Source organism: Amorphus sp. MBR-141 (assembly GCF_053628695.1).
In genome coordinates this window covers 250,467-263,508 of record NZ_JBRJGW010000007.1, presented here as the reverse complement: position 1 = coordinate 263,508, position 13,042 = coordinate 250,467, and the positions used below count along the sequence as shown (strand labels likewise).

13 protein-coding genes are annotated in these 13,042 nt (G+C 68.5%); 3 read left to right on the top strand and 10 right to left on the bottom strand.

Annotated elements, in window-relative coordinates; genetic code table 11:
• Positions 1–261: 261 nt before the first annotated feature.
• Positions 262–486: a 50S ribosomal protein L31 gene (gene rpmE / locus ACSSVZ_RS12355; RefSeq protein ID WP_453961378.1), complete on the bottom strand. Its 225-nt coding sequence runs from the start codon at positions 484–486 to the stop codon at positions 262–264.
• 303 nt (positions 487–789) lie between these two features.
• Here rpmE and ACSSVZ_RS12350 point away from each other — a divergent pair, with 303 nt between their 5' ends.
• The 3 genes from ACSSVZ_RS12350 (at position 790) to ACSSVZ_RS12340 (ending at position 3,644) form a co-directional block, all read left to right on the top strand.
• Positions 790–2,664, top strand: coding sequence for an ABC transporter transmembrane domain-containing protein (locus ACSSVZ_RS12350; protein ID WP_453970435.1), 1,875 nt, complete (start codon positions 790–792; stop codon positions 2,662–2,664).
• 118 nt (positions 2,665–2,782) lie between these two features.
• Positions 2,783–3,133: an antitoxin Xre/MbcA/ParS toxin-binding domain-containing protein gene (locus tag ACSSVZ_RS12345; protein ID WP_453970380.1), complete on the top strand. Its 351-nt coding sequence runs from the start codon at positions 2,783–2,785 to the stop codon at positions 3,131–3,133.
• Positions 3,105–3,644, top strand: a complete 540-nt coding sequence (locus tag ACSSVZ_RS12340; protein WP_453970378.1) for an RES family NAD+ phosphorylase — start codon at positions 3,105–3,107, stop codon at positions 3,642–3,644. Before ACSSVZ_RS12345 ends, ACSSVZ_RS12340 begins: the two co-directional genes overlap by 29 nt.
• A gap of 43 nt (positions 3,645–3,687) precedes the next feature.
• Here ACSSVZ_RS12340 and ACSSVZ_RS12335 read toward each other — a convergent pair whose 3' ends face one another.
• From ACSSVZ_RS12335 to gap, 9 genes are all read right to left on the bottom strand, one after another.
• On the bottom strand, positions 3,688–4,710 hold the full coding sequence (locus ACSSVZ_RS12335) for a peptidoglycan -binding protein (protein ID WP_453970376.1): 1,023 nt from the start codon (positions 4,708–4,710) through the stop codon (positions 3,688–3,690).
• Between the two features lie 65 nt (positions 4,711–4,775).
• Positions 4,776–5,774 carry a flagellar motor protein MotA gene (locus tag ACSSVZ_RS12330; RefSeq protein ID WP_453970374.1) on the bottom strand — a complete coding sequence of 333 codons (999 nt, stop codon included), beginning with the start codon at positions 5,772–5,774 and terminating at the stop codon, positions 4,776–4,778.
• An 81-nt stretch (positions 5,775–5,855) separates the two neighbouring features.
• A complete protein-coding gene (locus tag ACSSVZ_RS12325; protein WP_453970372.1) occupies positions 5,856–6,665 on the bottom strand; it encodes an inositol monophosphatase family protein in 810 nt (269 codons plus the stop codon).
• 62 nt (positions 6,666–6,727) lie between these two features.
• Complete coding sequence (gene efp / locus ACSSVZ_RS12320; RefSeq protein WP_453970370.1) at positions 6,728–7,291, bottom strand: elongation factor P; 564 nt, start codon at positions 7,289–7,291, stop codon at positions 6,728–6,730.
• Positions 7,292–7,435: 144 nt separating this feature from the next.
• Positions 7,436–8,818, bottom strand: a complete 1,383-nt coding sequence (locus tag ACSSVZ_RS12315; RefSeq protein WP_453970368.1) for a tetratricopeptide repeat protein — start codon at positions 8,816–8,818, stop codon at positions 7,436–7,438.
• Positions 8,815–9,453 carry a thiamine phosphate synthase gene (locus tag ACSSVZ_RS12310; RefSeq protein WP_453970366.1) on the bottom strand — a complete coding sequence of 213 codons (639 nt, stop codon included), beginning with the start codon at positions 9,451–9,453 and terminating at the stop codon, positions 8,815–8,817. Before ACSSVZ_RS12310 ends, ACSSVZ_RS12315 begins: the two co-directional genes overlap by 4 nt.
• 71 nt (positions 9,454–9,524) lie before the next feature.
• The gene (locus ACSSVZ_RS12305; protein ID WP_453970365.1) at positions 9,525–10,556 is read right to left on the bottom strand and encodes a class I fructose-bisphosphate aldolase; all 1,032 of its coding nucleotides are present in this window, start codon (positions 10,554–10,556) and stop codon (positions 9,525–9,527) included.
• 95 nt (positions 10,557–10,651) lie between these two features.
• On the bottom strand, positions 10,652–11,845 hold the full coding sequence (locus ACSSVZ_RS12300; RefSeq protein ID WP_453970364.1) for a phosphoglycerate kinase: 1,194 nt from the start codon (positions 11,843–11,845) through the stop codon (positions 10,652–10,654).
• Between the two features lie 89 nt (positions 11,846–11,934).
• Complete coding sequence (gap, locus tag ACSSVZ_RS12295; protein WP_453970362.1) at positions 11,935–12,942, bottom strand: type I glyceraldehyde-3-phosphate dehydrogenase; 1,008 nt, start codon at positions 12,940–12,942, stop codon at positions 11,935–11,937.
• Positions 12,943–13,042: the final 100 nt, after the last annotated feature.

Genomic DNA, 13,042 nt, shown 5'->3' with positions numbered 1-13,042 from the left:
GTTAACGGCCTGGTAAGGTTTCCAAACTATGAAGGGGTCATCCAGCCCGCTGGATCGAGTGGTTCGTCCACTCCGTTTGACGCCTCCTTATCTGACTTCAGAGCCGCCCTCGTTGGCGGCTCTTTTTTTGTCGGGAGCCGTTCCGCCTGCCCTGCTTCCCTCCCGCGCAGAAACGCGAAAGGGCGCGGCCGGATGATCCGATCGCGCCCGAAGGTCGGCCTTTGCAACTGACGTCTGGTGGCCGGAGGCCGGCCGACCGGCTCAGTTGCCGAGGATGCCCTTGTACTTGCTCTTGAAGCGCGACACGCGGCCGCCGCGGTCGAGAAGACGCGTCTCGCCGCCGGTCCACGCCGGGTGCGTGCTCGGGTCGATGTCGAGACGGATCGTGTCGCCTTCCTCGCCGTAGGTCGAGCGGGTAAGGAACTCGGTGCCGTCGGTCATCACGACCGTGACCCGATGATAGTCGGGATGGATGTCTTTCTTCATCGTTCGCTTCGCCTGATCGCGCAAACTGCACCGTCCGTCACGGCAGCGCGCCGGAGGGACACCGACGAGAGCCGACCTTTGGGCCAGTGCTCGTACGTCGCGTGGGAACTGGATTGTCGGCAACGGCATAGGGATCGTCGATCCGCGACGCTGCGCCACAAGGAGGCCGATATAGCCCGGGGCGCATGGCAAAGCAAGGCCCGCCGGCCACGCCTGGGACCATACGCGCGTTGACAAGACCGGAAGCCCCGGCGCAACACCAACACACGAGTTCAGACTTCGAAACGTTGGAAAGAGGCCGTGGTGGCACAAGACGGACAAACCGCACCGGAAGCGGCTCCCGCGACGGCAGCCGACGGCAAGCGCAGGCGCCCGAAGCTGCGGCCTCTCGGCCACCTCGTGCCGTATGTGCTGCGGTATCGATGGCACGTGGCGCTGGCCCTCGTCGCCCTGATCGCCGCGTCGATCGCCACCCTGGCGCTGCCGCTGGCGGTCCGCCGGATGATCGACCACGGCTTCAGCAGCGCCGATGCGAGCTTCATCAATCAGTATTTCATGATGCTGATCGTCGTCGTCACCATTCTCGCGGCGGCCAGTGGGATGCGCTACTACTTCGTCACCTGGATCGGCGAGCGCGTCGTCGCCGACGTCCGGTCCGACGTGTTCGCCCACGTGACACGCCTGTCCCCCGCCTTCTTCGACCGGACGCTGTCCGGCGAGATCGTCTCGCGGCTGACCGCCGACACCACCCAGATCAAGGCGGCCGTCGGCGCCAGCGCGTCGATCGCCCTGCGCAACCTGTTCCTGTTCGTCGGCGCCGCCGTCATGATGGTCGTCACCAGCCCCTGGCTGTCGGCGATGGTGCTGCTGGCCATCCCGTTCATCGTGCTGCCGCTGGTGGCTTTCAGCCGCTCGGTGCGCCGACGCTCGCGGCTTGCCCAGGACACGCTGGCGGATGCCTCCGCGTTCGCCATCGAGGCGATCGGCGCGGTCCGCACCCTGCAGGCGTTCACCGCCGAGGCCGCCGCCGCGCAGCGCTTCGACGCCGATGTCGAGACGGCGTTCGACAACGCCCGCGCGGCCACCGCCTCCCGCGCCCTGCTGACGGGCATCGCCATCTTCATGGTCTCCGCGAGCGTCGTCGCCGTGCTTTGGGTGGGCGCGCAGGACGTCCTCGACGGCACCACGACCGGCGGCACGCTCGGCCAGTTCGTGCTCTACGCAGTGCTGGCCTCGAGCGCGCTGGGGCAGCTGAGCCAGGTGTGGGGCGAGGTCGCCCAGGCGGCCGGGGCGGCCGAACGCCTGGCCGACCTGCTCGGAGAGGAGACGGAGGTCGCCGCGCCCGCGACCCCCGCGGCCCTGCCCGAGCCCGCCCGCGGCGACGTCCGCTTCGAGGACGTCGGCTTCGCCTATCCTGCCGGCGGCAACCTTCCAGTTCTGGACGGCGTGTCGGTCGCCATCGACGCGGGCTCCACCGTCGCCATCGTCGGGCCCTCCGGCGCCGGCAAGTCGACGCTCTTCCATCTGCTGCTGCGCTTCTACGATCCGGCGTCGGGACGCATCCTGATCGACGGCACCGACATCCGCGCCGCCGACCCGTTCGAGGTGCGCAGCCGGATCGCCATCGTCCCGCAAGATTCCACCGTCTTCGCGACGACGATCATGGAGAACATCCGTTTCGGCCGGCCAGGGGCGAGCGACGCCGAGATCATCGCCGCCGCCGAGGCCGCGCGGGTGGACGGGTTCGTGCGCGACCTGCCCGACGGCTACGCGACCCGGGTGGGCGAGCGCGGCGTGACGCTTTCGGGCGGCCAGCGCCAGCGGATCGCCATCGCCCGCGCCATCCTCAAGGATGCGCCGATCCTGCTCCTCGACGAGGCCACCAGCGCGCTGGACGCGGAGAGCGAGACCCTGGTGCAGGGCGCGCTGGAGCGGCTGATGGTCGGACGCACGACGCTCGTCATCGCCCACCGTCTGGCGACGGTGCTAGCGGCGGACCGGATCCTCGTGCTGGATGGCGGCCAGATCGTCGAGGAGGGCGACCACTCCAGCCTCGTCGCCCGCAACGGGCTCTACGCCCGCCTCGCCCGGCTCCAGTTCGACACCTCCCGGTCTGCCTTGGGGGCGGCGGCGACGGGTCAGGACGGCCGCGCAGCCTACGATCCCGCCGCCGAGTAGCCGCGCGCCCTCACGGCGTGGCCAGCCATGGTTGGCCGGCACACTGACGGGCACCGCCCTTGCACGCCAGCCAGAATGACACGATATTGCGTGCATCAAACTGGCAGGGACCCGCGTCATGAATCTGGCGGAATACTCGGAGAACGGACTTTTCGCGCCGCGCAAGATCGCCGGCCAGCTCCGGACGTCGGCCGACGAGGTCGCGCGGACGCTCGGCCTCAGCAAGGATGCCCTGCAGCGGACCAGCCGTCTCCAGTCGCCCCGCACGCAGCGGCGGCTGCGCGAGATGCTCGAGATCCTCAACCGCGTCGAGCCCCGCTTCGGATCGGCGCTCATCGCCTACGCCTGGTACCGCTCCGAACCGCTGGCGGGGTTCGGAGGGCAGACGGCCATGCAGCTCGTTCGCGAGGGCCGAGCCGACGAGGTGATGACGCTGATCGATGCCGTCGATGCCGGCGTCCACGCTTGAGCGCCCACCCTTTCGCGGCCTGCTCTACCGGAGCCTGAATCCGGTCCATGCCCGCCAGCCGCTGTCGGGCCGGGGCGCGGCGCTCTTCGGCGGGCGATTCAATCCCCGCGGCATGGAAGCGCTCTACACGTCGCTGTCGCCGGAAGGCGCGATCCGCGAGGCCAACCAGGTCGGCACGCTGCAGCCGACGACCCTGGTCGCCTATCGGGCCGACATCGCCGCCATCTTCGACACGCGCAGCCCGGACGCCCTCACCCCCTGGTCGATGACCCCGGCCGATCTCGCCGACACGGGCTGGCGGGAGCGGATGCACAGGGGTGCCGCCGTGCCCACCCAGGATCTCGCGGTGGCGCTGTCCTCCGCCGGCTACGCGGGGATGCTGGTGCCGAGCTTCGCGCGCGGAGCGCCGCCCGACGAGATGAATCTGGTGCTGTGGCGCTGGAACACGGGCGAGCGCGACCGCCTGGTCCTCATCGACGACGAGAAGCGACTGTCCCGGATGCCCACCTGATCGGAGGGACGGGGCGAGCAGATCGGCCCGGCCCCGGTGTGCCCTACCGTTCGGTGAGCTTGAGCTCGATGCGGCGGTTCTGGTCGTAGGCCTCCGGCGTGTCGCCCTCGACCAGCGGCTGGAATTCGCCGAAGCCCGCCGCGACCAGCCGGTTGGGCGGAACGCCCTGCGAAATCAGATACTTCACCACCGAGATGGCGCGTGCCGCCGAGAGCTCCCAGTTGGAGGCGAAGCGGCCGCCCGTCACCGGCCGCGCATCGGTGTGGCCATCGACCCGAAGCACCCAGTCGATATCGTCGGGGATCTCGTTGCCGAGCTCGATCAGCTGGCTCGCCAGCGTATCGAGTTCCGCCTCGCCGCCCGGATTGAGCTCGTCGGACGCCGACGGGAACAGCACCTCCGACTGGAACACGAACCGGTCGCCGACGATCTTGATGTTGGACCGGTCGGAGAGAAGCTGCCTCAGCCGGCCGAAGAAATCCGAGCGGTAGCGCGACAGCTCCTGCACACGCTGCGCCAGCGCCACGTTCAGCCGTCGGCCGAGATCGGCGATGCGGGTCTGGCTTTCCTGGTCGCGCCCCTCCGACGCCTCCAGCGCCGCCTCCAGCGCAGCGATCTGCCGACGCAGCGCGGTCAGCTGCTGGTTGAGCAGTTCCACCCGCGCCAGCGCCTGCTGGCTCAACTGCTGTTCCTCGTCCAGCTGGGACTGCAGCGCGCCGACGCCCGGCCCCTCATTCTCCGCCCTGAGGGCGGCGAGGCGGCCCTGCAGGCTGTCGCGCTCGCTCTCCACGTCCTGAATGGAAGCCTGCAGCACCGCCAACTGGTCCTCCAGCCCGCCGCTGTTGGCGCGTTCGAGCGCCAGCAGATTGGTCAGTTCGGCGATCTGCGCGTTCAGGCGGGTGAGCGCGGTGTCCTTGCCGGAGATCTCCTGGCTCAGGAAGAACTGCGCCAGCATGAACACCGACAGGAGGAAGATGATGACGAGCAGCAGCGTCGCCATCGCATCGACGAAGCCCGGCCAGTAGTCGGGCCGCGGCTGGCGGCGTCGGGAGGCACTGAGCGGCATCGGTCAAGATCCTCGCGATTGTCGGCCGGGCCGGCACCTGCCGGGTCCAGCGGCGGGAAACCGCGCTAGCGGTCTTCCTGCTCCAGCGCGGTGTTGAGGCGCTCGAGCAGCTGCTCGATACGCGCATTCTGCTGGGCCTGGGATTCGGCCCACTCGCGCATCAGCTTCTGTTCGCTGCGCAGATGGTTGACCAGACCCTGGATTCCGTCGGCGAGGTTGGCCATCGCCTGCGTCGCCGGCGGCGTGGCCGAGGCACCGGTCTCCTTCATCGTCCGGGTCAGCCGGTCGACCGCCTGCTGCAGGCCGTGCGCCTGCAGCGCCGCCGCGCCGCTGCCGTCGCCGGCCCGGCTCACGTCGATCTCGGTCACCGTCGACAGCCAGTCTTCCAGGTCGGTGTAGAAGCGGTTCTGCGCCTGCCCGGCCTGCAGGTCGAGGAAGCCGAGGATCAGCGAGCCGGTGAGGCCGAACAGCGACGAGGAGAATGCCGTGCCCATGCCCGACAGGGGCGCTTCGAGACCGGCCTTCAGATCCTGAAACACCACGGCCGCATCGCCGGCACCGACGTCGAGGTTCTGGATCGTCGCGCCGACCGAGCTCACCGTCTGCAGGAGGCCCCAGAAGGTGCCGAGCAGACCGAGGAACACCAGCAGGCCGGTGAGGTAGCGGCTGATCTCGCGCGCCTCGTCGAGGCGGGTTCCGATGGTGTCGAGGATCGAGCGCATGGCGGTGGCGCTCAGGTAGCTGTCGTCGGCGCGGCCGCCCAGCAACGAGGCCATCGGCCCCAGCAGCGCAGGTGTCCGGCCCTCGTCGATCCGGCCGGCCCGGTAGTTGTTGACCCAGTTGGTTTCCGGATACAGCCGGATCACCTGGCGAAACGCCAGCGCGACGCCGATCAGCCCGACCCCGATGATCAGGCCGTTGAGGCCGGGATTGCTCATGAACGCCGTGACGATCGGCCGGTGGAGGATCAGGCCGAGAAATACGGCGATTACCAAGAATATCACCATCCGCACGAGATAGACGTGCGGGCTCACCAGGCGATACGGGTCTCGGTCGCGGGCCATCAATCAGCTACCTTCCTGCAACGGCCAGAAATAGCCGATTTGTTGCGGAAAACGAACCCGTGATTTCGAGCACCCAAGGCTTCATTTTCCGGCTGCGCCGGGCCGCGCCCCGCGCACGAGCTTGAGCAGATCGCGACGGATCTCCTCGGTCCCGGCGCAGATCGAACCGGTCTCGAAGATGCGATCGCGGTCGTCCAGATCGGTAACGAAGCCGCCCGCCTCGCGCACCATCAGGATGCCGGCGGCGACGTCCCAGGGCGACAGGTCGTGCTCCCAGTAGGCGTCGTAGCGGCCGGCCGCGGTCCAGGCGAGGTCGAGCGAGGCAGCGCCGGCGCGGCGGATGCCGGAGACCTCTCCCATCACCGCCTTGAGCTCGGCCATGAAGCGCGCGTGGTCGCCGCGCCCGAGGTGCGGAACGCCGGTGGCGATCACCGCATCGGGCAGGTCGCGGCGCGCCGAAACCCGGAGCCTGCGGTCGTTCAGAAAGGCGCCGCGCCCCTTTTCCGCGACGTACAGCTCGTCCGTCACCGGGTTGAGGATGACGCCCGCCACCAGCTGGCCCTGGCTCTCCAGCGCGATGGAGATCGCAAACAGCGGGATGGAGTGGAGGAAGTTGGTGGTGCCGTCGAGCGGATCGACGATCCAGCGGTGCTGGTCGTCGGTGCCCTTGTGGGCGCCGGATTCCTCCATCAGGAAGGAATAGCCGGGCCGCGCCTTCTCCAGTTCGGCGCGGATGATCTCTTCGGCCTTCCGGTCGGCGGCCGACACGAAGTCGCCCGGCCCCTTGCGGGAGACCTGCAGGTTCTCGACCTCGCCGAAGTCCCGCGCGAGCGCACGCCCGGCCTTCATTGCGGCCGAAACCATTACGTTGAGGATCGCCGAGCGAGCCATCGCGATCTACCTATGCGTTTCGAATGTCGGGCAGTGGAACAACGTCCGAAGGGCGGTTCGGATCATTCCGAGCGGCGAACGTAGGTGATTTCCTCGGTGTCGACGACGACCTTCTCGCCCGCGGCGATGAATGGCGGCACCATCAGCTTCACGCCGTTCTCCAGCATCGCCGGCTTGTAGGACGACGACGCCGTCTGCCCCTTCACCACCGGGTCGGCCTCGGAAATCTCCAGCGTCACATACTGGGGCAGCGTCACGCCGATCGGCTTCTCCTCGTACAGCTCCACCGTCACGGTCATGCCGTCCTGCAGGAACGCCGCCCGCTCGCCGACAAAGTCCAGCGACAGTTCGATCTGCTCGTAGGAATCGGTGTCCATGAAGACCAGGTTGTCCCCTTCGGCATAGAGGTACTGGAAATCCTTCTGCTCGAGGCGCACGCGCTCGACGGTGTCGGCGGAGCGGAACCGCTCGTTGAGCTTGCGGCCGTCGATCAGGTTCTTGAGCTCGACCTGGGCAAACGCGCCGCCCTTGCCGGGCTTCACGTGCTGAACCTTGACCGCCGCCCAGAGGGTGCTCTGGTGCTCGATCACGTTGCCCGGTCGTATTTCGTTGCCGTTGATCTTCATAGATTACGCCTTGTCGAAGTTGAAATGCGCCTTCCCGCGCGTCGTATCGACTGCGAAAGCGGCGGGAAGCAAGCAGAAGTCGTGGCTTCTGGACCACAAAGCACAGGCGGATTCAAGGGGAAACCCCGTCCGGGAGGGGCCCCTTCAGCCGTTCCACCAGGTCCGCGCCCGCTGGCGCGCCTGCTTCAGGACATCTTCCTGCTGCGCCTCCATGAAGCTGTCCAGCCAGATGTCGGAAAGCCCCCGCGAGCGGGCGATCAGGTGCCACTTGACCGCCTCGACGGCGTCGATCCCGACGCCGCGGCCCGTTGCGTACAGACGGGCGAGCCGGTTCATCGCCACCGGATTGCCGGCCTGGGCCGCGCGCTCGAACCAGGCGGCGGCGAGGGCCTCGTTCGCCGGCACGCCGACGCCCTTGAACAGGCGGATCGCATATTCGACCTGTCCCGGCACGCTGCCGGCCTCCGCCGCCTCGAGCAGGAGCTGGGTCGACCGCCGATCGTCCGGCACCACCCCGTTGCCGGCTCCGTAGAGGAGCGCCAGCGCATAGGTGGCATCGGCGCTGCCGGCGTCGGAGGCTTTCTGCAGCAGTTGGGCGGCCGCGGCGGCATCGCGTTTCAGCCCGCCGCTGCCCTGCAGCGTCATGATGGCCAGATTGTAGGCGGCGTCCTCGTTGCCGGCGTCGGCCGCGATCCGGAACAGCCGCGCTGCCTCGACTTCGTCCTTCACCCCGCCCTCGCCGCTCAGATAGAGCAGGGCGAGACGGTAGGTGGCGCCGATGTCGCCCTTTGCCGCGGCCAGCTTGAACCAGTCGGCGGCGGCGGCATAGTCGCGCCGGGTCGCGCGCCCGTCCTCGTAAAGCACCCCCATCAGCGTCTGGGCGGTGGGATCGCCGGCTTCGGCAGGCCTGAGCGCGTAGGCAAGCGCCGTCAGGAAGAAGCCGCGCTGAAAGGCGCCATAGGCGCGGTCGACCCCCGGTTCGGCGGCCAGTTCGGCGGCAGACACCGCCTCGCCGTCCATCGCGTCGGTGGCCACCTCATCCGCCTCATCGGCGGCCGTCTCCGCGTCTCCGGCGGCCGCATCAGGCGCCTCGGCGGCCTCGTCGCTCTCCGGCTTCGGCGCCTCCGCCTGATCGGTTGCGGCCGTCGCGCCATCCTCCGACACGCCGTCTTCGGCCGCACCGGCAGCTTCCGCGCCTTCGGCCGCGTCGGCGCTGTCGCCGTGGCCCACCGTGCGCAGGCCCGGCCGGTCGCGCGGCGGCATGCGCGGCGGAAACGCGATGGCGCTCGGCAGCGTCCGCCGGCCGCTCTTAGCCGGCACGTCCAGGGTCAGGTCGCGGCCCTCGGTGGCGTCGGTTGGCTTGCTGAACGGGATTGCCGGCCCGCCGAGCAGGTCGGTCAACGGCACGGCCGTGCCCGGCCCCTGCGCGGTGCCCTGGCCCTGGCCACGCGGCGCCGTCGTCTGGGCGGCGACCGTTCCCCCAGCGATCGACAGCGCGAGACAGGCGATGGCAAGCCGTCGGATCATGTAACCGCCATGCCCTCGTCGATCAGCGCGTTCGCCTTGGCGACCGCCGCGGCGGGGCCGTCCGGGTGCTTCCAGACCGCTCCACGCACGGCGACGAACTCGACGCCGGCAGCGGCGAGGTCCGGCACATCGGCCAGGTCGACACCGACCAGCACAACCACCGGGATCTCGAAGACTTCCGCCCACCAGGTGCCGAACTCGAAGTACCGCGGGTCGGTCTCGGCGGCGTCCGGCGCGTCGATGTCGCCGAACAAGATGTAATCCGGCCCGGTCTCGGCGATCAGCATCGCGTCGTGACGGGTGTCGGCGCCGCCGGTGCCGACAATGCTGTTGGGATGGAAGCGTTCGAGCGCCGCCTCGATCTCCTCGAAGCTCTCGTCGACGTGGACGCCATCGGCATGGGTGCGACCGACCAGCCGCGTGTCGCCCCGAATGAGGGCCGCGGCGCCGGCCTTCTGGGCGCTGTCGACCAGCGCGGAGACGGCTGCCTGGACGGTGTCGCCTGCGTCGGCGTCGCCCGCGTCGATGATCACCGCGGCCACGTCACCGCCCGCCAGGGCAGCGTCGAGACGCACGGCGTCGACCGGCTCGGGGCCGGTGGCGGGAACAACGAGAACGAGGCGGGTGCGATCCATCGACCGTTCCTTCCTCGACCATCATGGCGAGGTGGTGGCGGCGACCCGTATCGGGCCGCCGCGAGCTTCAATTAGGCTGCCGAGCGTTCCTGCTCGGCGGACCAGGTGCCGAGCGACGCCAGCGAGTTCATCTTGGCGCGGTGGGTGAACGCCCGCTGGCCGGCCGCGACGTTTTCCGGCTTGCCGCCCCACGCCTTGATGGCAGCCGCCTGCAGAGCGCGACCGTAGGAGAAGGTCAGCGTCCACGGAAGCCCGCCCATGGCGTTCATCAGCGACAGGTGCTGGGTGGCGGCCTCGTCCGACTGTCCGCCCGACAGGAAGGCGATCCCCGGCACCGCCGGCGGCACGCATGCCTTCAGGCACTTGATGGTCTTTTCGGCGACCTCATCCGGCGACGCCTGGGTCGCGCACTTCTGGCCGGCGATCACCATGTTCGGCTTCAGGATCATGCCTTCGAGCGAGACGTGCGCCTCATAGAGCTCGTCGAACACGGTCTTCAGCGCCCACTCGGTGACCTCGTAGCAGCGGTCGATCGTGTGGTCGGTGTCCGGGCCGTCCATGATGACCTCCGGCTCGACGATCGGCACGATGCCGGCTTCCTGGCACAGGATGGCGTAGCGGGCGAGCGCGTGGGCGTTGGCGCGCAGCGCCGTCCAGGACGGGGTCGACCTGGAGATGTCGATCACCGCCCGCCACTTCGCGAACCGCGCGCCGAGCTCGTAATATTCCTTCAGGCGGCCGCTGAGGCCGTCGAGGCCCTCGGTCAGCTTCTCGTCCGGGCAGCCGGCCATCGGCTTGGCGCCCATGTCGACCTTGATGCCCGGCACGGAGCCGGTGGCCTTCAGGAGCTCGACCAGCGGCGTGCCGTCGGCGGCCTTCTGGCGGATCGTCTCGTCGTAAAGGATGACGCCGGAGATGTAGTCGGTCATCGCCTGCTTGGAGCGGAACAGCATCTCGCGGTAGTCGCGCCGTGCGTCCTCGGTGGAGGTCAGGCCGATCGTGTCGAACCGCTTCTTGATCGTGCCGGAGCTCTCGTCCGCGGCCAGGATGCCCTGCCCCTCAGCCATCATCGCGGCAGCAATATCTTCGAGACGCTCGCTCATCGTTCCACCCTTCATCCCTGTTCCATCATCTGCGGGGCGCGGGGCCCACTGGCGACCCGGCGCAAAACACGAAAACCGTCCCGGACGGCTCCGGCCTACTTCTTCAAGGCCTCGACGCCCGGCAGCGACTTGCCCTCGAGCCATTCGAGGAAGGCGCCGCCCGCCATCGAAACATAGGTCATCTTGTCGGCAACGCCCGCATGGTGGAGCGCCGACAGCGTATCGCCGCCGCCAGCCACCGTCGTCAGCTTGCCGGCTTGCGTCAGCTCGGCGGCGTATCTGGCCACCTCGACGGTCGCGCGATCGAACGGCGCCACTTCGAACGCTCCCAGCGGGCCATTCCACAGAAGCGTCTTGGCGGTGCGGATCTCCGCCTTCACCGTATCCACCGAGTGCGGGCCGAGGTCGAGGATCATCGCATCCTCCGGCATGGCGTCGAGCCCCACCGCCCAGCTCTCGGCGCCTTCCTCGAAGCTGCGCGCAACCGTCGCATCCTTCGGCAGCACGATGGCGCAGCCCGTCTCTTCGCCGCGCAGCACGATGCGACGGGCGAGTTCGGCCTGGTCCGGTTCGTACAGCGAGCGACCGACGTCGCCGCCGTGCGCAGCCACGAACGTGTTGGCCATGGCGCCACCGATGACGATCGCGTCCATCTTCTCGCAGAGATTTTCAAGCAGCGCGATCTTGGTCGAGACCTTGGCGCCACCGACGATGGCGACCACGGGCCGCTGCGGCTTCTCGCAGGCCTTGGTCAGCGCGACGATCTCGGCTTCCATCGCCCGGCCGGCATAGCTCGGCAGCTTGTGGGCGAGGCCTTCGGTCGAGGCGTGGGCGCGGTGGGCGGCGGAAAAGGCGTCGTTGACGAAGACGTCGCCGTTGTCGGCCAGCGAATCGACGAAAGCGGGATCGTTCTTTTCCTCGCCGGCGTGGAAGCGGGTGTTTTCCAGCAGCAGGATCTCGCCCGGCACCATGTTGTCGACGGCGGCCTTCACGTCGCCGCCGATGCAGTCGTCGACGAACCCCACCGGCCTGCCAAGCACCCGGGCGACCGTCTCGACGATCTTGCCGAGCGACTCGTCGGCGACGCGCTTGCCCTTCGGGCGGCCGAAGTGCGCCAGCAGGATGACCTTGGCGCCCTGCCCCGCCAGTTCGGCGATCGTCGGCGCGGCGGCCTCGATCCGGCTCACATCGGCGACCTTGCCGTCATGGATCGGGACGTTGAAGTCGACGCGGGTGAGGACCCGCATGTTGGCCACGTTGGCGTCGTCGAGGGTCCTGATCTCGGTCATGTGTTCCGGTCTTGTCTTCTTGTCGTGAGCAGGGGCGGCGCAATCGGATCGCGCCGCCCCGGCAGGGTCCACTCTGAACGAACGCCGGCCTAGATCAGCTTGGCCATCGCAACGGCGGTGTCGCTCATCCGGTTGGAGAAGCCCCACTCGTTGTCGTACCAGCTCATCACGCGGACCAGCGTCCCGTCGATCACCTTCGTCTCCGACATGTGCACGGTCGAGGACGCCGGGTCGTGGTTGAAGTCGATCGAGACCAGCGGCTCGTCGGTGATGGCCATGATGCCGGCGAGCTTGCCGGCGGCCGCAGCGCGGAAAGCCTCGTTGACTTCTTCCACGGTGGTGGCGCGCTTGGGCACGAACTTGAAGTCGATCACCGAGACGTTCGGGGTGGGCACACGGATCGACACGCCGTCGAGGCGGCCTTCCAGTTCCGGCAGCACGAGCCCGACGGCGCGAGCCGCACCGGTTGAGGTCGGGATCATCGACATGGCGGCGGCACGGGCCCGGTAGAGGTCCTTGTGCATGGTGTCGAGGGTCGGCTGGTCGCCGGTGTAGGAATGGATCGTCGTCATGAAGCCTTTGTCGATGCCGAGGAGGTCGTGCATGACGTGGGCGACCGGCGCCAGGCAGTTGGTGGTGCAGGACGCGTTGGAGACGACCAGGTCGTCCTTGGTCAGCGCCTGGTGGTTCACGCCGTAGACGATGGTCTTGTCGGCGCCGCTCGACGGCGCGGAGACCAGCACGCGCTTGGAGCCGTTCTCCAGATGCAGCGCCGCCTTGTCGCGGGCGGTGAAGATGCCCGTGCACTCCATCGCGATGTCGACGCCGAGATCGCCCCACGGCAGCGCCTTCGGATCGCGCTCGGCGGTCACCTTGATCGGCCCCTGGCCGACATCGATGGTGTCGCCGTCGACGGTCACCTTCGCCGGGAAGTGCCCGTGCACGGAATCGTGTCGCAGCAGGTGGGCATTGGTTTCCACCGGGCCGAGATCGTTCACGGCGACCACCTCGATGTCGGTCCGGCCCGACTCGATGATGGCGCGCAACACGTTGCGGCCGATGCGGCCAAACCCGTTGATGCCGACGCGTACGGTCATGACGTCTTCTCACCTCGTCTTGTCGCCTGATCGGATGCGATCATGACGTTCTGATGCATCCGATTTCCCGGGAGGGAAAGTCAAATAAACGCCGAAAGAT

Bases quoted from the DNA above. Each gene is read 5' to 3' on its own strand.
- efp (WP_453970370.1), bottom strand. From the start codon at position 7,291: ATGAAGATCAACGGCAACGAAATACGACCGGGCAACGTGATCGAGCAC.
- ACSSVZ_RS12300 (WP_453970364.1), bottom strand. From the start codon at position 11,845: ATGACCGAGATCAGGACCCTCGACGACGCCAACGTGGCCAACATGCGG.
- ACSSVZ_RS12315 (WP_453970368.1), bottom strand. From the start codon at position 8,818: ATGATCCGACGGCTTGCCATCGCCTGTCTCGCGCTGTCGATCGCTGGG.
- ACSSVZ_RS12325 (WP_453970372.1), bottom strand. From the start codon at position 6,665: ATGGCTCGCTCGGCGATCCTCAACGTAATGGTTTCGGCCGCAATGAAG.
- gap (WP_453970362.1), bottom strand. From the start codon at position 12,942: ATGACCGTACGCGTCGGCATCAACGGGTTTGGCCGCATCGGCCGCAAC.
- ACSSVZ_RS12335 (WP_453970376.1), bottom strand. From the start codon at position 4,710: ATGCCGCTCAGTGCCTCCCGACGCCGCCAGCCGCGGCCCGACTACTGG.
- ACSSVZ_RS12330 (WP_453970374.1), bottom strand. From the start codon at position 5,774: ATGGCCCGCGACCGAGACCCGTATCGCCTGGTGAGCCCGCACGTCTAT.
- ACSSVZ_RS12305 (WP_453970365.1), bottom strand. From the start codon at position 10,556: ATGAGCGAGCGTCTCGAAGATATTGCTGCCGCGATGATGGCTGAGGGG.
- ACSSVZ_RS12310 (WP_453970366.1), bottom strand. From the start codon at position 9,453: ATGGATCGCACCCGCCTCGTTCTCGTTGTTCCCGCCACCGGCCCCGAG.
- ACSSVZ_RS12345 (WP_453970380.1), top strand. From the start codon at position 2,783: ATGAATCTGGCGGAATACTCGGAGAACGGACTTTTCGCGCCGCGCAAG.
- rpmE (WP_453961378.1), bottom strand. From the start codon at position 486: ATGAAGAAAGACATCCATCCCGACTATCATCGGGTCACGGTCGTGATG.
- ACSSVZ_RS12340 (WP_453970378.1), top strand. From the start codon at position 3,105: ATGCCGTCGATGCCGGCGTCCACGCTTGAGCGCCCACCCTTTCGCGGC.